This is a genomic window from Streptomyces sp. NPDC001678 (genome assembly GCF_042892945.1).
In the GTDB taxonomy this organism is placed as follows: Bacteria; Actinomycetota; Actinomycetes; order Streptomycetales; family Streptomycetaceae; genus Streptomyces.
In genome coordinates this window covers 116,792-135,613 of record NZ_JBIAUP010000004.1, presented here as the reverse complement: position 1 = coordinate 135,613, position 18,822 = coordinate 116,792, and the positions used below count along the sequence as shown (strand labels likewise).

Annotated in this window: 11 protein-coding genes; 8 read left to right on the top strand and 3 right to left on the bottom strand. The window is 72.7% G+C overall.

Going from position 1 to position 18,822, the window contains the following annotated elements; genetic code table 11:
* Positions 1 to 182 precede the first annotated feature (182 nt).
* Positions 183 to 3,773, top strand: coding sequence for a chromosome segregation protein SMC (gene smc / locus ACFYZR_RS09970; protein WP_391907621.1), 3,591 nt, complete (start codon positions 183 to 185; stop codon positions 3,771 to 3,773).
* A gap of 215 nt (positions 3,774 to 3,988) precedes the next feature.
* Positions 3,989 to 5,407, top strand: coding sequence for a sugar porter family MFS transporter (locus tag ACFYZR_RS09965; RefSeq protein ID WP_391907618.1), 1,419 nt, complete (start codon positions 3,989 to 3,991; stop codon positions 5,405 to 5,407).
* A gap of 482 nt (positions 5,408 to 5,889) precedes the next feature.
* On the opposite strand, the gene ACFYZR_RS09960 is transcribed toward ACFYZR_RS09965, so the two are convergent.
* Positions 5,890 to 7,374: a purine-cytosine permease family protein gene (locus tag ACFYZR_RS09960; protein WP_391907615.1), complete on the bottom strand. Its 1,485-nt coding sequence runs from the start codon at positions 7,372 to 7,374 to the stop codon at positions 5,890 to 5,892.
* A gap of 222 nt (positions 7,375 to 7,596) precedes the next feature.
* Between ACFYZR_RS09960 and ftsY the strand changes: the two genes are divergently transcribed.
* Complete coding sequence (gene ftsY, locus ACFYZR_RS09955) at positions 7,597 to 8,844, top strand: signal recognition particle-docking protein FtsY (protein ID WP_391907612.1); 1,248 nt, start codon at positions 7,597 to 7,599, stop codon at positions 8,842 to 8,844.
* Between the two features lie 188 nt (positions 8,845 to 9,032).
* Here the strand turns inward: ftsY and ACFYZR_RS09950 are convergent, their stop codons facing one another.
* Positions 9,033 to 9,701 (bottom strand): bifunctional DNA primase/polymerase, encoded by a 669-nt coding sequence (locus ACFYZR_RS09950; protein ID WP_391907609.1) that lies wholly within the window; start codon positions 9,699 to 9,701, stop codon positions 9,033 to 9,035.
* 426 nt (positions 9,702 to 10,127) lie between these two features.
* On the opposite strand from ACFYZR_RS09950, the gene ACFYZR_RS09945 reads away from it, so the two are divergent.
* From ACFYZR_RS09945 to ffh, 5 genes are all read left to right on the top strand, one after another.
* Positions 10,128 to 11,645, top strand: coding sequence for a hypothetical protein (locus ACFYZR_RS09945; RefSeq protein WP_391907606.1), 1,518 nt, complete (start codon positions 10,128 to 10,130; stop codon positions 11,643 to 11,645).
* Positions 11,646 to 11,970: 325 nt separating this feature from the next.
* The gene (locus ACFYZR_RS09940; protein ID WP_391907603.1) at positions 11,971 to 13,257 is read left to right on the top strand and encodes an ammonium transporter; all 1,287 of its coding nucleotides are present in this window, start codon (positions 11,971 to 11,973) and stop codon (positions 13,255 to 13,257) included.
* Positions 13,254 to 13,592, top strand: a complete 339-nt coding sequence (locus ACFYZR_RS09935; protein WP_391907600.1) for a P-II family nitrogen regulator — start codon at positions 13,254 to 13,256, stop codon at positions 13,590 to 13,592. The genes ACFYZR_RS09940 and ACFYZR_RS09935 overlap by 4 nt, the downstream gene beginning before the upstream one ends.
* Positions 13,593 to 13,608: 16 nt before the next feature.
* A complete protein-coding gene (locus tag ACFYZR_RS09930; RefSeq protein WP_391907597.1) occupies positions 13,609 to 16,071 on the top strand; it encodes a [protein-PII] uridylyltransferase in 2,463 nt (820 codons plus the stop codon).
* Positions 16,072 to 16,147: 76 nt separating this feature from the next.
* Positions 16,148 to 17,692, top strand: coding sequence for a signal recognition particle protein (gene ffh, locus ACFYZR_RS09925; protein WP_391907594.1), 1,545 nt, complete (start codon positions 16,148 to 16,150; stop codon positions 17,690 to 17,692).
* Between the two features lie 68 nt (positions 17,693 to 17,760).
* On the opposite strand, the gene ACFYZR_RS09920 is transcribed toward ffh, so the two are convergent.
* The gene (locus tag ACFYZR_RS09920; RefSeq protein ID WP_391907591.1) at positions 17,761 to 18,588 is read right to left on the bottom strand and encodes a class I SAM-dependent methyltransferase; all 828 of its coding nucleotides are present in this window, start codon (positions 18,586 to 18,588) and stop codon (positions 17,761 to 17,763) included.
* Positions 18,589 to 18,822 lie beyond the last annotated feature (234 nt).

Here is an 18,822-nt window from a genome sequence, read left to right as displayed (position 1 = left end):
GGACGCTTCGGCGTCCCTTCGTCGTATCCGGTCGTGTCCCCCGTCCCCCCGTTCCACCGCGACGTCGCCTCACGCATGGTGTGCCCTGAAGATTCCCGGGTGAAACCCATTGTTAAAGGCGGCGCGCCAGCACGGCGCGCGGGACGGCTCCGTGCGCCGTACGGCCGCTAGACTCCTTCCGCGTGCACCTCAAGAGCCTGACCCTGCGCGGCTTCAAATCCTTCGCCTCCGCCACCACGCTGCGCTTCGAGCCCGGGATCACCTGTGTCGTCGGCCCCAACGGCTCGGGGAAGTCCAATGTCGTGGACGCGCTCTCCTGGGTCATGGGCGAGCAGGGCGCCAAGTCCCTGCGCGGCGGCAAGATGGAGGACGTCATCTTCGCCGGGACGACCGGCCGCCCCCCGCTGGGCCGCGCCGAGGTCTCCCTCACCATCGACAACTCCGACGGTGCCCTCCCCATCGACTACGCCGAAGTCACCATCACGCGGATCATGTTCCGCAACGGCGGCAGCGAGTACCAGATCAACGGCGACACCTGCCGGCTGCTCGACATCCAGGAACTGCTCTCCGACTCCGGCATCGGCCGCGAGATGCACGTCATCGTCGGCCAGGGCCAGCTCGACTCCGTCCTCCACGCCGACCCCCAGGGCCGCCGCGCCTTCATCGAGGAGGCCGCCGGCGTCCTCAAACACCGCAAGCGCAAGGAGAAGGCGCTGCGGAAACTCGACGCGATGAAGGCCAACCTCGCCCGCGTCCAGGACCTCACCGACGAACTGCGCCGCCAGCTCAAACCGCTCGGCCGGCAGGCCGCCGTCGCCCGCCGCGCCGCCGTCATCCAGGCCGACCTGCGCGACGCCCGGCTCCGCCTGCTCGCCGACGACCTGGTCGTCCTCCGCGAGGCCCTGCGCGCCGAGATCGCCGACGAGGCCGCCCTCAAGGCCCGCAAGGAGGCCGCCGAGACGGAACTGCTGGCCGCCGCCCGGCGCGAGGCCGCACTCGAGGAGCACGTCCGTGAGCTCGCCCCGCGCCTCGCCCGCGCCCAGCAGACCTGGCACGAACTCTCCCGGCTCGCCGAACGCGTCCGCGGCACGGTCGGCCTCGCCGACGCCCGCGTCACCAGCGCCACCTCCGCCCCCGCCGAGGAACGCCGGGGCCGCGACCCGGAGGACCAGGAACGCGAGGCCGCCCGCGTCCGGGAACAGGAGGCCGAGCTCGAAGCCGCGCTGGAGGCCGCCGGCCACGCCCTGGAGGACACCAGTAGCCACCGCGCCGAGCTCGAACGCCGCCTCGCCGAGGAGGAACGCCGCCTCAAGGACGCCGCCCGCGCCATCGCCGACCGCCGCGAACACCTCGCCCGGCTCCAGGGCAGGGTCACCGCCGCCCGCGGCCGCGCCACCTCCGCCGAGGCCGAGATCGGCCGCCTCGCGGCCGCCCACCAAGAGGCCGCCGAGCGCGCCGCCGCCGCTCAGGAGGAGTACGAACGCCACCAGGCCGAGGCCGACGGCACCGCCGCCGACGACGCCGAGCTCACCGCCCGCCACGACGCGGCCAGGGCCGCTCTGACCGCCGCCGAGGCCGCCCTCGACGCCGCCCGCGAGGAGGCCGCCGCGGCCGACCGCCGACGCGCCGCCGTCACCGCCCGCCGTGACGCCCTCGCCCTCGGCCTGCGCCGCAAGGACGGCACCGGAGCGCTGCTGAGCGCGCGGGAACGACTGACCGGACTCCTCGGCCCGGCCGCCGCGCTCCTGACCGTCACCCCTGGGTACGAGCTCCCCGTCGCCGCCGCCCTGGGCACGGCGGCCGACGCGATCGCCGTCACCGGCCCCACCGCCGCGGTCGAGGCGCTGCGCCTGCTGAAGAAGGAGGACGCGGGCCGGGCCACCCTCCTGCTCGCCGGACCCTCTATCGGCCCCTCGGCCGGTCCCTCGGAAGGAACGTCACTCCCCGAGAACGCCCCCGGCGGCGCCCGCCCGGCCGCCGCCCTGGTGAGCGGCCCCGACGACCTGATGCCCGCCGTCCGCCGGCTGCTGCGCGGCATCGTCGTCGTCGACACCCTCGACGACGCCGAGGCCCTCGTCCGCGCCCATCCCGAGCGCACCGCGGTCACCGCCGACGGCGATCTCCTCGGCGCCCACCTCGCCCAGGGCGGCTCCGGCGGTGCCCCCAGCCTCCTGGAGACCCAGGCGGCGGTGGACGAGGCGACCGCCGAGCTGACCGGGCTGACCACCCGCTGCGCCGGACTCGCCGAGGCCCGGCACACGGCCGAGGAGCGCCGCGCGGCCGCGGCCGCCCTCGTCGAGGAGCTGGCCGCCCGCCGTACCGACGCCGACCGGGAGAAGTCCCGGACCGCCCAGGCGCTCGGCCGTCTCGCCGGGCAGGCCAGGGCGGCGGCCGGCGAGGCCGAGCGCACGGCCGCGGCGGTCGCGCGCGCCGAGGAGGCGCTCGCGGCGGCCACCGAGGAGGCCGAGGAGCTCGCCGCCCGGCTCGCGGCGGCCGAGGAGCTCGACGACGAGCACGGCACGGACGAACCCGACACCTCCGTCCGCGACCGCCTCGCCGCCGACGGAGCCAACGCGCGGCAGACCGAGATGGAGGCCCGCCTCCAGGTCCGTACCCACGAGGAGCGGGTCAAGGCGCTCGCCGGCCGGGCGGACGGCCTCGACCGCGCGGCCCGCGCCGAACGCGAGGCACGCGCCCGCGCCGAGGGGCGCCGCGCCCGGCTGGCGCACGAGGCCCGGGTCGCCGGGGCCGTCGCGTCCGGTGCCCGCCAGCTCCTGGCCCATGTGGAGGTCTCGCTGCTGCGCGCGGACGAGGAGCGGGGGCGCGCCGAGCGGGCGAAGGCCGACCGCGAGGCGGAGCTGACCGCCGAGCGCGACCGCTCCCGGGTCCTGAAGACGGAGCTGGACAAGCTCACGGACTCGGTCCACCGGGGCGAGGTCCTCGGCGCGGAGAAGCGGCTGCGCATCGAGCAGCTGGAGGCCAGGGCCCTGGAGGAGCTGGGCGTGGAGCCGGCCGTCCTGATCGCCGAGTACGGGCCCGACCAGCCCGTACCGCCCTCGCCCCCGGCCGAGGGCGAGCAGCTCCCCGACGACCCGGAGCACCCGCGCAACCGTCCCGTGCCCTACGACCGGGCCGCCCAGGAGAAGCGCCTCAAGGCCGCCGAACGCGCGTACCAGCAGCTGGGCAAGGTCAACCCGCTCGCCCTGGAGGAGTTCGCGGCGCTGGAGGAGCGCCACCAGTTCCTCTCCGAGCAGCTGGAGGACCTCAAGAAGACCCGGGCGGATCTGTTGCAGGTCGTGAAGGACGTCGACAGGCGGGTCGAGGAGGTCTTCACCGCCGCCTACCACGACACGGCCCGGGAGTTCGAGGGTGTCTTCTCCCGGCTCTTCCCCGGTGGCGAGGGCCGCCTGGTGCTCACCGACCCGGACGACATGCTGGCGACGGGTGTGGACGTGGAGGCCCGGCCGCCCGGCAAGAAGGTGAAGCGGCTGTCCCTGCTGTCGGGCGGCGAGCGCTCCCTGACCGCGGTCGCCCTCCTCGTCGCCATCTTCAAGGCCCGGCCGAGCCCGTTCTATGTCATGGACGAGGTCGAGGCTGCCCTGGACGACACCAATCTCCAGCGGCTGATCGGGATCATGAGGGAACTCCAGGAGAGCTCCCAGCTGATTGTGATCACGCACCAGAAACGGACCATGGAAGTCGCCGACGCGCTCTACGGAGTGTCGATGCAGGGCGACGGAGTGTCAAAGGTGATCAGCCAGCGGCTTCACTAGCCAAGATCGATTCAACTATTGAAGCCAACGCTGGGGAAACGCCCCGGAAACTTCTTCATCACAACCTATTGACTTAGAAAATTGAAGACATAGGGTCTCCCACGACGCTCGCGCCTTCACGTGGTGACCCCCTTGATCTTGTGTCCCACTGGATCTGTCCCACGGGAAAGGCCGCCCCCCACTCCCGGCAACGTGGCCGGGCCCAGGAGAAAACCTTGACCAGCACTGCGACGGCGCAGGGGTCCGAGGGCCGCAAGGCCCAGCCGGACCACCTCGGCCACGTCATCTTCATCACCGCGGCCGCGGCCATGGGTGGCTTCCTCTTCGGCTACGACAGCTCCGTGATCAACGGCGCGGTCGAGGGCATCCGCGGGAAGTACGACATCGGTTCCGCCGCCCTGGCCCAGGTCATCGCCATCGCGCTGATCGGCTGTGCCGTCGGTGCCGCCGTCGCGGGCAAGCTCGCCGACCGCATCGGCCGCATCCGCGTCATGCAGATCTCCGCGACGCTCTTCACCATCAGCGCCGTGGGCTCGGCCCTGCCCTTCTCGCTCTACGACCTCGCCTTCTGGCGCGTCCTGGGCGGCATGGCCATCGGCATGGCCTCCGTCATCGGCCCGGCCTACATCGCCGAGGTCTCCCCGCCGGCCTACCGCGGCCGCCTCGGCGCCTTCCAGCAGGCCGCGATCGTCGTCGGCATCGCCGTCTCGCAGCTGGTCAACTGGGGCATCCTCAACGCCGCCAACGGTGAGCAGCGCGGCAAGGTCCTGGGCATCGAGGCCTGGCAGCTCATGCTCGGCGTCATGGTCGTCCCGGCCGTCCTCTACGGCCTGCTCTCCTTCGCCATCCCCGAGTCCCCCCGCTTCCTGATCTCCGTCGGCAAGACCGACAAGGCCAAGGAGATCCTGGCCGAGGTCGAGGGTCACACCGTCGACGTCGACAAGCGCGTCGCCGAGATCGAGCACGCGATGCACAGCGAGGAGAAGTCCACCTTCAAGGACCTCCTCGGCGGCCGCTTCGGCCTCCTGCCCATCGTCTGGGTCGGCATCGGCCTCTCCGTCTTCCAGCAGTTCGTCGGCATCAACGTCGCGTTCTACTACTCCTCGACGCTGTGGCAGTCCGTCGGCGTCAACCCGGAGAGCTCGTTCTTCTACAGCTTCACCACGTCGATCATCAACATCGTCGGCACCGTGATCGCGATGATCCTCGTCGACCGGATCGGCCGTAAGCCGCTCGCGCTCGTCGGCTCCGTCGGCATGGCCGTCTCCCTCGCCCTCGAGGCCTGGGCCTTCGCCTCCAAGACGGCGGACGGCACCCTGCCCACCACGCAGGGCACGGTCGCCCTCGTCGCGGCCCACGCGTTCGTCCTCTTCTTCGCGCTCTCCTGGGGCGTCGTGGTCTGGGTCTTCCTGGGCGAGATGTTCCCCAACCGCATCCGCGCCGCCGCGCTCGGTGTGGCCGCGTCCGCGCAGTGGGTCGCGAACTGGGCCATCACGGCCAGCTTCCCGAGCCTGGCGGACTGGAACCTGTCGGGTGCGTATGTCATCTACGCGGTCTTCGCCGTGCTCTCGATTCCCTTCGTGCTCAAGTTCGTGAAGGAGACCAAGGGCAAGGCGCTGGAGGAGATGGGCTAACCCCCCCCCCGCCGCCTTTCTCCTCGAAGGGTGCTGCCCCGGCCTTGTCGGCCGGGGCAGCACCCTTTCGCTTTGCGCGCGCTGGGTGGCGGTTCGGTGGGTGGGTCGGGGGCGGGGGGGGGCGGACGGGCCCTTACGGGGCTGAGCTCTTCGCGGTGCCTGCCACTTCGGTACGGGGTACCCCGTACTTGGCCCTAGCGGCGAAGAGCTCTTTACGCTCCGCAAGGACCCATCCACCCCACCCCGCCCCCTCACGTCACCCCACCGGGGGCACCCAGGGACGCCCGGGGACGCCCCCCTGCCCTGACCCCCTACCCCCGCCCCCTACCCGGGCAATCAGTGCCGGGCAATCGGGCGGGTGGGTGGGGTAGAACCGCGCCGAAGGCGCGGAAAACCCCCACGGCGGCGAGCCGGAAAGCCGACTGAACCCGGAAACGCGAAAAGGGCCCCCAAAGGGGGCCCTCCGCGCGTTGTCGCGCAGCTTACGCGGCGACCTTCTCCCGCTCCGGGAGCGACTCCGGCGACTCCGCCGAAACCTCACGCGGCGCCGGCAGCAGTGCCATGACCGCCGCCGAGATCACGATCGTCGCCGCCCAGCCCAGCCCGTACTTGCCGACGAACGTCCCCGACAGCGGACCGGCGAACCAGTCGCACTTGGTGAAGGCGATGCCCGCGATCAGGGCGACGGCCCAGGCCGTCATCGCCTGCCAGCAGAAGCCGCCCACGTACCAGTACTTGCTGGTACGGCCGGTGTTCATGAGCGCCTCGGCGTCGTAGCGGACGGCCCGCTTCTTGCGCCGGGCCATGTCGACCACGTAGACGCCGATCCAGGCCGAGAAGGAGACGGCCAGCAGGATCAGGAAGGTGATGAACGAGCTCAGGAAGCTCTTCGCGACCAGCATCAGCAGCAGACCGCCGATCAGCGAGATCGCGGCGTTGATGCTCACGGCCAGCGCGCGCGGCAGCTTGACGCCCATCGTCTGGGCGGTGAAGCCGGCCGAGTACATCGACAGGGAGTTGATCAGCAGCATGCCGACGATCGCGGTGATCAGGTAGGGCACGGCGAGCCACGTCGGCAGGAGGTCACCGAGGAAGGAGACCGGGTCCGGCGCGTCGGCGAGGCCCGGTGTGGCCACGGCCATCACCGCGCCCATCAGCACCATGGGGACCATCACCATGCCGGCGCCGGAGACCGTGACACCCGCGATCTTCTTGCCGGAGGCGGCGTGCGGCAGGTAGCGGGCGAAGTCGGGGCCGGTGGGCACCCAGCTGATGCCGCCCGCGGCGATCGTGCCGATGCCGGCGATCATCATGGCGGTGGTGCCCGCGGGCTTGGAGAAGACGTCGTCCCACTTGATGTGGACGATCAGGTAGCCGAGCACCAGCACGCTGAAGACGCCGAAGAGGTACGTCGACCACGTGTTGCAGACGTTGAGCACCTTGCGGCCCATGCCGCTCACCAGGAACGTGCAGGCGACGAAGACGAACAGCGTGATCACGATCAGCACGTTGTTGCTCTTCACGCCGAAGACCAGATCGAGCACGGTCAGCACCGCGTACGCGCCGGTGACCGCGTTGATCGTCTCCCAGCCGAAGCGGGCGACCCACAGGATCGCGCCCGGGAAGAGGTTGCCGCGTACACCGAAGGTGGCCCGGGAGAGCATCGCGCCGGGCGCGCCGCCCCACTTGCCCGACACGGAGACGACGCCGACCAGGCCGAACGACACGAGCGCGGCGCACGCCGCGACGATCAGGACCTGCCAGAAGTTCAGCTTGTTGAAGACCACCAGTGCCGCGCCCATGGTGAGCAGCAGCACACTGATGTTGGCGGCCACCCAGGTCGGGAAGAGCTCCCGGACCCGGCCGTGCCGTTCGTTGTCGGGTACCGGCTCGATACCTCGGGTCTCGACGGCGCTCGCGGCGCCGTCGGTGCTGGACACGTTGGCGCCTTCGGCAGCGTTGTCCATGGTGGGGGCCATATCGGGGGCTCCGTGTGGGGGAATTGCAGGGCGGGGCCTGGGCAGAAAGGGACGTTGGGACTCTACGCGCGTCGCGCGAACCCACGCCATCGTACTTTGATCTAACTTTAGCCGGTTAGTGCCATTGGTCCTTGTGGAAAAGCACGAACACGCCCCGTTCGAAGGCGCCGCAGCGCCCTCGAGCGCAGGTGCCGGATACTGGGGGGCGTTATGGACATCGTCATCCTTGCTGTAGTCATCGCCGTGGTCGCGCTGGGCGCGATCAGCGGGCTCGTGGTCAGCAGTCGCAAGAAGAAAGCGCTGCCCCCCGCTCCGCCGAGCAGCCCGTCCGTCACCGCGCCGCCCGCCGAACCGCACGTCGGCGAGGAGGCCGAGACCCCGCGGCCGGAAACCCGCCGCACCGTGGAGGAGGTCGAGCTCCCCGAGGCCGCCCCCGCCCCGGAGGAGACCGCTCCCGTCGTCGAGCCGGAGCCGGTTGCCGAGGCTCCCGCGCCGGCCGAACCCGAGATCGAGGTTCCCGAGCCCACCGCCGGCCGGCTGGTGCGGCTGCGGGCCCGTCTCTCCCGTTCCCAGAACTCCCTCGGCAAGGGTCTGCTGACCCTGCTGTCCCGTGAGCACCTCGACGAGGACACCTGGGAGGAGATCGAGGACACCCTTCTCACCGCGGATGTGGGCGTCGCCCCCACCCAGGAGCTGGTCGAGCGCCTGCGCGAGCGCGTCAAGGTCCTCGGCACCCGTACCCCCGAGGAGCTGCGCGGCCTGCTGCGCGAGGAGCTGCTCACCCTGATCGGCACCGAAGCCGACCGCAGTGTCCACACCGAGCCCGGTGTGGGGACGAACGGCGAGGAGAAGCCCGGCGTCGTGATGGTCGTCGGCGTCAACGGCGTCGGCAAGACCACCACCACCGGCAAGCTCGCCCGGGTGCTCGTCGCCGACGGCAAGTCCGTCGTCCTGGGCGCGGCCGACACCTTCCGTGCCGCCGCCGCCGATCAGCTCCAGACCTGGGGCGAGCGCGTGGGCGCCCGCACGGTCCGCGGCCCCGAGGGCGGCGACCCGGCGTCGATCGCCTTCGACGCGGTCAAGGAGGGCATCGCCGAGAACGCGGACGTCGTGCTCATCGACACCGCCGGCCGGCTCCACACCAAGACCGGTCTGATGGACGAGCTCGGCAAGGTCAAGCGCGTCGTGGAGAAGCACGGCTCGGTCGACGAGGTGCTGCTGGTCCTCGACGCCACCACCGGCCAGAACGGCCTGGTCCAGGCCCGGGTCTTCGCCGAGGTGGTCGACATCACCGGTGTCGTCCTCACCAAGCTCGACGGTACGGCCAAGGGCGGCATCATCGTCCAGGTCCAGCGCCAGCTGGGCGTGCCGGTCAAGCTCGTCGGCCTCGGCGAGGGCGCGGACGACCTCGCGCCGTTCGAGCCGGAGGCGTTCGTCGACGCGCTGATCGGCGACTAGCCGACGGCCGCAACGACCCCAAGGAGCCCCGTCGCGACGGAGACCGCGACGGGGCTCACCTGTACCCGCACCCGGCCGCCACCCGGCCTGGTCAGGACCGGTCCCGCACCCGGACGTGCCCGCACCCGGCCATCCGCAGGGCCGACCCGAACGGGCTCCGCACCCCGAACCGGCCCGGCCGGAACCGGCTAGGCGCCGGCGGACCGGTGGCACACATACGCCAGCGTCCCCAGCAGCAGGCGGGCCTCCGGGGGGCAGCCCGCCGTGTCGAGGGCGGGCGGCAGCAGCCAGCGCATCGGCCCCAGGCCCGCGTAGTCCGACGGCGGGGCCGTGATGTGGTCGCCGCGGCCCAGGCCGCGCAGATCGAGCCGGGCGTCGTCCCACCCCATGCGGTAGAGCAGCTGGGGGAGCTCCGCGGCCGCGCCGGGGGCGACGAGGAACAGCGCGCGGCCGTCCGGGGTGAGGGCCACGGGGCCCAGCGGCACCCCCATCCGCTCCAGCCGGGCCAGGGCGTGCCGCCCGGCCGCCTCCGCGACCTCCAGCACGTCGAAGGAGCGCCCCACCGGCAGCAGCACGGCCGCGCCCGGCACCTCCGCCCAGGCGGCCGCGGCCTCGTCCAGCGTGGAGCCCGCGGGGACCGGTGAGGCGAAGGGGAGGGGGTGGGCGCCGGGGGAGGGGCAGTCGGCGGCTCCGCACGAGCAGACCACCCGGCCCCCGCGCGAGGCCCGGGCGCCCGGGACCACGTCCCAGCCCCACAGGCCGGTGTACTCCGCGACCGTCGTCGCGTACTCGGACGCGCGGCCTCGGCGCCGAGAGCTCGAGCGCAGGTCCCGGATGCCGCCGATTGTGAAGCCCATGCCCCCTCCAACGGGTCGTGTTCGCAGTTGGTTACGTGTCGGAGTGTCTCGGACACGTACGGTCGCGGACGTCTGCTCCGGGGCGGTGCGACGGTGTGCGACGGGTGGTGCGCCGTAGGCCGTGCGCCGTGGCGCGCAACGATCCACCCGCTGCCCGGTTTCCCTGTGGTCGTTCCGCGTCAAGTCAAGCGCGAAGTGCGGGGGACTCGTTCATTCCTTGGGGTGGCGAATGGTGGCGTTTACTGGACCGCTCTCGCCTGAACGGTGATCGTAGGATTACTTTCGGTGCATGGACAGCGCCGGACAGACGGCGGCAACACGCGGCAAGCTGTTGGCGGTTCACGCGCAGACTTCACGCGCAGACGTGGTGAGCGCACGTGTGGACACGTATCGCGGAATTGCGGAATTGTGGATGGGGGCGTTCCCATGAGCGGCAATGTCAGTGGTGCCGACGGCGCCGATCGGGCCGAGAAGGCCGATCGGGCCGACAAGGGTGAGAAACGCCCGAACGAACAGCTGAACTCCTGGTTCCTGCGCAGCGGCTGGTCCAAGGGCGAGCTCGCCCGCCAGGTCAACCGCAGGGCCCGACAGCTGGGTGCCCATCACATCAGCACGGACACCTCCCGGGTGCGCCGCTGGCTGGACGGCGAGCAGCCCCGCGAGCCCATCCCCAAGATCCTCTCCGAGCTCTTCTCCGAGCGCTTCGGCTGCGTCGTCGGCGTCGAGGACATCGGCCTGCGCGTCGCCCACCGGTCGCCCTCCGTCGGCGGGGTGGACCTGCCCTGGGCCGCCCCCCAGACCGTGGAGCTGCTCAGCGAGTTCTCCCGCAGCGATCTGATGCTCGCCCGCCGGGGCTTCCTCGGCACCTCGCTCGCCCTCACCGCCGGCCCCGCCCTCATCGAGCCCATGCAGCGCTGGCTGGTGCCCGGCCCCACCGGCCGGGACGGCGCCCGGAGCGCCGAGCGCGACCGCTCCCGCAGGTCCCGGCTCTCCGAGCCGGAGCTGGAGCTGCTGGAGTCGACGACCGTGATGTTCCGCCAGTGGGACGCCCAGTGCGGCGGCGGGTTGCGCCGCAAGGCCGTGGTGGGCCAGCTCCACGAGGTCACCGACCTGCTCCAGGAGCCCCAGCCCGACGAGACCACCCGGCGGCTGTTCCACGTCGCCGCCGAGCTGGCCGAGCTGGCCGGCTGGATGAGCTACGACATCGGCCTCCACCCCACCGCCCAGAAGTACTTCGTCCTCGCCCTCCACGCCGCCAAGGAGGCGGGCAACCGCCCCCTGGGCTCGTTCGTGCTCTCCATGATGAGCCGCCAGATGATCCACCTCGGCCGCCCGGACGACGCCCTGGAGCTGATCCACCTCGGCCAGTACGGCTCCAGGGAAACGGCCACCCCCCGCACCCAGGCCATGCTCCACGCCATGGAGGCCCGCGCCTACGCCAACATGGGCCAGCCCGCCAAGGTCAAGCGCGCGGTCGCCATGGCCGAGGACTGCTTCGCCGACATCGCGCCCGGCGACGGGGACCCCGACTGGATCCGCTTCTTCTCCGAGGCCGAGCTCAACGCCGAGAACGCCCACTCCTTCCGCGATCTGGCCTATGTGGCCGGCCGCAGCCCCACCTACGCCCAGCTGGCGCGGCCCAAGATGGAGCGGGCCGTCGAGCTGTTCTCCCAGGACGACGAGCACCAGCGTTCGTATGCGCTCAACCTGATCGGCATGGCCACCGTCCACCTGCTCCAGCGTGAGCCGGAGGCCTGCGCGGAGCCCGTGAAGAAGGCGCTGAGGATCGCCAAACAGGTCCGCTCCGAGCGGGTCAACAACCGGCTGCGCAAGACCGTCGACAACGCCCACCGCGACTTCGGCGACGTCGCCGAAGTCGTCGACCTGACCGACCAACTCGCCGTCCACCTGCCGGAATCCCTGGAGGCCGCCCACGCGGTCTGATCCCTCCGGCCCCCCTGCCCGGCCGTGGCGACCCTCCCGTACAGCCCGACTCGGCTCCCCCACGCCAGGTCACCCCGGACGGTCGCCACGGCCGGTCCGTGTCCTCGCGCGGGGGCCGCGGCCGAGGTGGCCGGCAGGGTACGGGAGACCCGCCGCGCCCGCCCCGCCGTTCACCGGGGCGTAACGCGCCCGCCTCCATCGTCACCGGCGTGAAACAGTCCACGGCACCGGCTGAAACCGCGCTGCGACAGCCTCAAGGCGACAACGGCCCACCGAACACCGCCCGCACGGGGGCCCGGGCCGCGGCGGCGAGGAGACACCGACATTGAATGGCGCAGACACCGCGTTCGTACTGATCAGTGCCGCGCTCGTGATGCTGATGACACCCGCCCTGGCCTTCTTCTACGGCGGCATGGTCCGGGTGAAGAGCGCGCTCAACATGCTGATGATGTCGTTCATCTCGCTGGGCGTCGTCAGCGTCCTGTGGGTGCTCTACGGCTACTCCCTGGCCTTCGGTGACGACATCGGCGCCGGCCTCCTGGGCGGCCTCGGCCACCTCGGCCTGAGCGGCATCCACCCCGACACCCTCACCGGCGGCAAGGAGGGCATCCCCGTCCTCGCCTTCGCCCTCTTCCAGATGATGTTCGCCGTCATCACCCCCGCCCTGATGAGCGGCGCCCTCGCCGACCGGGTGAAGTTCAGCGCCTGGACGCTGTTCATCGCCCTGTGGGTGAGCGTCGTCTACTTCCCCGTCGCCCACTGGGTCTGGCAGGCCGACGGCTGGCTGTTCAAGCTCAAGGTGATCGACTTCGCCGGTGGCACGGCCGTCCACATCAACGCGGGCATCGGCGCCCTCGCCGCCGTCCTCGTCGTCGGCAAGCGCGTCGGCTTCAAGAAGGACCCGATGCGCCCCCACAGCCTGCCCCTGGTGATGCTCGGCGCGGGACTGCTGTGGTTCGGCTGGTTCGGCTTCAACGCCGGCTCCGCGCTCGCCGCCAACGGCACCGCCGCCAACATGGCCATGAACACCCAGATCGCCACCGGCGCGGCCATGCTCGGCTGGCTCGCCTACGAGCGGATCCGGCACGGCGCGTTCACCACCCTCGGCGCCGCCTCCGGAGCCGTCGCCGGCCTCGTCGCCATCACCCCCTCCGGCGCCGCCGTCAACGCCTTCGGGGCGATCCTCATCGGCCTCGTCGCCGGAGCCGTCTGCTCCTGGGCCGTGAGCTGGAAGTTCAGGCTCGGCTTCGACGACTCCCTCGACGTGGTCGGCGTCCACCTCGTCGGCGGCGTCATCGGCACCCTCCTCGTCGGCCTCCTCGCCACCGACGGCGTCGGCGGCCTCACCCAGCTGGGCCGCCAGGCCGCCGGAGCGTTCTCGGTGATGGCCTACTCCTTCACCGTCTCCTGGCTGCTCGCCAAGCTCGTCGACAGGCTCGTCGGCTTCCGGGCGAGCGAGGAGGACGAGATCACCGGCGTCGACCAGGCCTTCCACGCCGAGACCGCCTACGACTTCACCGCCGTCGGCGGATCCGCCGCCAACCGCGCCGTCCACCACACCCCCGCACAACAGCTCCCGAACGGGACGCCCGACAAGAAGGTGGACGCGTGAAGCTCGTCACCGCGATCGTCAAGCCCTACAAGCTCGAGGACATCAAGACCGCCCTGCGCGAATTCGGCGTCCACGGCCTGACCGTCAGCGAGGCCACCGGCCACGGCCGCCAGCGCGGCCACACCGAGGTCTACCGCGGCGCCGAGTACACCATCGACCTCGTCCCCAAGATCCGCATAGAGGTCCTCGCCGAGGACGAGGACGCCGACGACATCGTCGACGTCATCGTCCGGAGCGCCCAGACCGGAAAGATCGGTGACGGCAAGGTCTGGGTCGTCCCCCTCGACACCGTCGTCCGCGTCCGCACCGACGAGCGCGGCCCGGACGCGCTGTGACCGCCAGGAGCACCCCTTGACGGAGCACGACACCGAGGCGCACCCCGGGCGACAGGGCGGCTACGCGGCCGCCCGGTTGCGCCTCCTCCACCAGGAACGGCTCACCGGCCCGCCCCTGCGCACCGAGCTCGCCCGGGCCACCGACCACTGGCTGGGCGAGCTCCTCGGCCCCGCCCCCGGTGTCGCCCTCGTCGCCGTCGGCGGCTACGGCCGCGGCGAGCTCTCCCCCCGCAGCGACCTCGACGTCCTCCTCCTGCACGACGGCACCACCGCGGACCCCGGCATCGCCGCCCTCGCCGACCGCGTCTGGTACCCCGTCTGGGACATGGGCCTCGCCCTCGACCACTCCGTCCGCACCCCCGCCGAGGCCCGCAAGGCCGCCGCGAGCGACCTCAAGGTCCACCTCGGCCTCCTCGACGCCCGCCACCTCGCCGGCGACCCCGCCCTCACCGCCGCCCTGCGCACCACCGCCTACGAGGACTGGCGCGCCCAGGCCCCCGCCCGGCTGCCCGAACTGCGCGAGCTGTGCGAGGAACGCGCCCGCCGCCAGGGCGAGCTGCGCTTCCTACTGGAGCCCGACCTGAAGGAGGCGCGCGGCGGCCTGCGCGACGCCACCGCCCTGCGGGCCGTGGCCGCCTCCTGGCTCGCGGACGCCCCCCGCGAGGGCCTCGAAGCCGCCCGCACCCTCCTCCTCGACACCCGCGACGCCCTCCACCTGGCCACCGGCCGCGCCACCGACCGGCTCGCCCTCCAGGAGCAGGACCAGGTCGCCGCCGCCCTCGGCCTCCCCGACGCCGACGCCCTGCTGCGCCGGGTGTACGGGGCCGCCCACACCGTCTCCTACGCCGCCGAGGTCACCTGGCGCGAGGTCGGCCGCGTCCTGCGCGCCCGCTCCGGACGGCCCCGGCTGCGGCGGGGTGGGGGTACCTCCCATGCCGTTCAGGCTATGGGGGACGGGGGGCGCGGGGGACGCGGCGGCTTCGTCGCGCCCGAGAGGATCCCGCTGGCGGAAGGCGTCGTCGAACAGGACGGCGAGGTCGGCCTCGCCCGTACCGCCCGCCCCGAGCACGACCCCGTGCTCCCGCTGCGCGCCGCGGCGGCCGCCGCCCAGGCGGGCCTGCCGCTGTCCCGGCACGCGGTGCGCCGCATGACCGGCGCCGCCGCGCTGCCCGTGCCCTGGCCCGCCGAGGCCCGCGAGCAGCTCCTCACCCTCCTCGGCGCGGGAGAGCCCGCCGTGGCCGTCTGGGAGGCCCTGGAGACCGAGGGAATCGTCTCCCGGCTGCTGCCCGAATGGGAGCACGTGCGCTGCCGCCCCCAGCGCAACGCCCTCCACCGCTGGACCGTCGACCGTCACCTCGTCGAGACGGCCGTGCGCGCCGCCGCCCTCACCCGCCGCGTCGGCCGCCCCGACCTGCTGCTGCTGGCCGCGCTCCTCCACGACATCGGCAAGGGCCGGCCCGGCGACCACTCCGAGACGGGCGCGGAGACCGCCCGCCAGGTGGCGGCCCGGCTCGGCTACGGCCCGGAGGACGCCGGCGTCCTCGCCACGCTCGTCCGCCACCATCTGCTGCTGGCCGACACCGCCACGCGCCGCGACCTCGGCGACCCCGCCACGGTCCGCGCGGTCACGGACGCGGTCGGCTCCGCCGCCGTCCTGGAGCTGCTGCACGCCCTCACCGAGGCCGACGCCCTCGCCACCGGCCCCACGGCCTGGAGCGCCTGGCGGGCCTCGCTGGTGGCCGACCTGGTGCGCCGGGCGGCCGCCGCCCTCGACGGCCGGCCCGTGCCGCCCGGCCCCCGGCGGAGCGCCCCCACCGCCGAGCAGACGACGGCGGCGGACGAGGCCCGGCGCACGGGCGCCCCCGTCGTCGTCCTGCGGGCCCGCCCCGAGGGCACCGACGGCGACGGGCCCGTCGGCGTCGAGCTGCTGATAGCGCTCCCCGACCGGCCGGGCGTCCTGCCCGCCGCCGCCGGGGTGCTGGCCCTCCACCGGCTGCGCGTCCGCACGGCCGAGATCCGCGCCATGGCCGCACCGGCCGGCGACCGCCCGGTCCTCCTGCTCACCTGGCGCGTCGCCGCCGAGTACGGCTCCCCGCCCGGGGCGGCCCGGCTGCGCGAGGACCTGACACGGGCCCTGGACGGCTCCCTCGACGTCGCCGGGCGGCTGGCCGAGCGCGAGGCCGCCTACCGCGGCCGGCGCCCCGGCGTGCCCCACGCGCCGCCCCGGGTGAGCGTGGCCCCGGGCGGCTCCCGGGACGCGACGGTCCTGGAAGTACGGGCCCAGGACGCCCCCGGACTGCTGCACCGCATCGGCCGGGCCCTGGAGGAAGCCGGGCTGTGGGTGCGCAGCGCGCACGTGAGCACCCTGGGCGCGAGCGCCGTGGACGCGTTCTATGTGACGGGCTCCGGGGGCGGCCCGCTGCCGCCCGAGGAGGCTGCGCGGACGGCCCGCGCGGTCCAGGAGTCACTGGGCGGCTGACCGCACCGGGGAGGGCCGGATACCCTTGGGGGTCAGCCGCCGCCTTGACTCACGACAAGAAGGACTCGCGACCACCGTGTTCGATACCCTCTCCGACCGCCTCGCAGCGACGTTCAAGAACCTCCGGGGCAAGGGCCGCCTCTCCGAGGCCGACATCGACGCCACGGCACGCGAGATCCGCATCGCCCTGCTCGAGGCCGATGTGGCGCTGCCCGCCGTGCGGGCCTTCATCAAGCAGGTCAAGGAGCGCGCGCTCGGCGCCGAGGTCTCCCAGGCCCTCAACCCGGCCCAGCAGGTCATCAAGATCGTCAACGAGGAGCTGATCGGCATCCTCGGTGGCGAGACCCGCCGCCTCCGCTTCGCCAAGAGCGGCCCGACGGTCATCATGCTCGCCGGTCTCCAGGGTGCCGGTAAGACGACCCTCGCCGGAAAGCTCGGCCACTGGCTCAAGGGCCAGGGCCACACCCCGCTGCTCGTCGCCTGTGACCTCCAGCGCCCCAACGCCGTCAACCAGCTCGGCGTCGTCGCCGAGCGCGCCGGTGTCGCGATCTTCGCGCCGGAGCCGGGCAACGGCGTCGGCGATCCGGTCCAGGTCGCCAAGGACTCCATCGAGCACGCCCGCGCCAAGCAGTACGACGTGGTGATCGTCGACACCGCCGGCCGCCTCGGCATCGACTCCGAGATGATGCAGCAGGCCGCGGACATCCGTGACGCGGTGCAGCCGCAGGAGATCCTCTTCGTCCTCGACGCGATGATCGGTCAGGACGCGGTCAACACCGCCGAGGCCTTCCGCGACGGCGTCGGCTTCGACGGTGTCGTGCTCTCCAAGCTCGACGGCGACGCGCGCGGCGGTGCCGCCCTGTCGGTCGCGCACGTGACCGGCAAGCAGATCATGTTCGCCTCCAACGGCGAGAAGCTGGACGACTTCGACGCGTTCCACCCGGACCGCATGGCGTCCCGCATCCTCGGCATGGGCGACATGCTCAGCCTCATCGAGAAGGCCGAGCAGACCTTCAGCCAGGACGAGGCCGAGAAGATGGCGGCCAAGCTGGCGAAGGGCCCCAAGGAGTTCACGCTCGACGACTTCCTGTCGCAGATGGAGCAGGTCCGCAAGATGGGCTCCATCTCCAAGCTCCTCGGCATGCTCCCGGGCATGGGCCAGATCAAGGACCAGATCAACAACCTCGACGAGCGCGACGTCGACCGCACCGCCGCGATCATCAAGTCGATGACCCCGGCCGAGCGCCAGGACCCGACGATCATCAACGGCTCGCGCCGCGCCCGTATCGCCAAGGGTTCCGGTGTGGACGTCAGCGCCGTGAAGAACCTCGTGGAGCGCTTCTTCGAGGCCCGCAAGATGATGTCCCGCATGGCCCAGGGCGGCGGAATGCCGGGCATGCCGGGTATCCCGGGCATGGGCGGCGGCGCGGCCCGCAAGAAGAAGCAGATCAAGCAGGCCAAGGGCAAGCGTCAGTCCGGCAACCCGATGAAGCGCAAGGCCGAGGCGGAGGCCGCGGCCGCCCGCCGTGAGCAGGCGCAGGCCGGTGGCATGCCCGAGCTCCCGACGGGCGCCGACGGCAAGTTCGAACTGCCCGACGAGTTCAAGAAGTTCATGGGCTGACCCCTCGGCGGGTCTCCCGGAGACGACAGCCCCCGGCACCGCCGGGGGCTGTCCGTCGTTCCGTACGCCTACACCCGGGCGATCAGATAGCGGAACACATTCGGCATCCACACCGTCCCGTCGGCCCGCAGATACGGGTGGAGGGCCTCGACGAGCTCCTTGGCGACCTGCTCCTCGTCCGTCGCCCGCACCGCCGCGTCGAAGGCGCCCGTCGACAGCAGGCCCCGCACCGCGCTGCCCATGTCGGCGTAGCCGTACGGGCAGGAGACCCGGCCCGAGCCGTCCGGGGTGAGCCCGGCGTCGCGGGCCAGGTTCTCCAGGTCGTCACGGCCGCACGGACGCCAGCGGGCGGGGGCGCACATCGGATCCGCCAGACGCGCGGCCACCCGGAGCGCGCCGGACGCCGCGCAGCGCTCCTGCGGGCCCCAGCCGGCCAGGACGACGGGGAAGCCCGGCGCCGCGTAGGCGGCGGCGCTGGCGAGCTCCCGGGCCAGGCCCCGGGGGCCGCTGCCCGCGCAGAAGAGCGGGTCGAAGGCGGTGACGAGGGTGAAGAGCGGGTCGTCCGGCCCGCTCACGGCCTCGGGCCCGCCGAGGCCGAGTCGGGGGCCGCCCGCCCGGGCGCCCTCCGGCAGCAGCCGCTCACGGGCCAGCGCGAGCCTGCGGCCGTCGGTGTCCACACCGCGGACGACGGCTCCCCGGGCCGCGGCCATCAGCAGGGCGAGCCCCGAGCCGCAGCCGAGGCTCAGGAGCCGGGTGCCGGGGCCGGTCTCCAGGCGCTCGTACACGGCCTCGTAGAGCGGTACCAGCATCCGTTCCTGGATTTCCGCCCAGTCGCGGGCCCGGGATTCGGGCGAGGTCGGGGACGGCCGGTGCCGCCGCACGAGCGTTGGTGTCATCGAAAGCGCCCCAATCCGCCGGTTCACGTGTTCTGGTCCGTGGTCCCGCCCCCCGAATGCTTCTTGTCCTTGCCGAGTGCCCGGTGCTTCGCCGCGATGTACCGAAGGCCGCGGGACATCGTTCCGCGGGCCGTGGCGAAGAACCCCCCGATGCCAGAGAACTCCGCTTCGGCCGCCGAGTCCAGGGGTGGGGCCGACGCTTTACCCCGGCGTCACGATGGCATGTGCCGGGCG

Bases quoted from the DNA above. Each gene is read 5' to 3' on its own strand.
- ACFYZR_RS09960 (WP_391907615.1), bottom strand. From the start codon at position 7,374: ATGGACAACGCTGCCGAAGGCGCCAACGTGTCCAGCACCGACGGCGCC.
- ACFYZR_RS09945 (WP_391907606.1), top strand. From the start codon at position 10,128: ATGAGCGGCAATGTCAGTGGTGCCGACGGCGCCGATCGGGCCGAGAAG.
- ACFYZR_RS09950 (WP_391907609.1), bottom strand. From the start codon at position 9,701: ATGGGCTTCACAATCGGCGGCATCCGGGACCTGCGCTCGAGCTCTCGG.
- ACFYZR_RS09920 (WP_391907591.1), bottom strand. From the start codon at position 18,588: ATGACACCAACGCTCGTGCGGCGGCACCGGCCGTCCCCGACCTCGCCC.
- ftsY (WP_391907612.1), top strand. From the start codon at position 7,597: ATGGACATCGTCATCCTTGCTGTAGTCATCGCCGTGGTCGCGCTGGGC.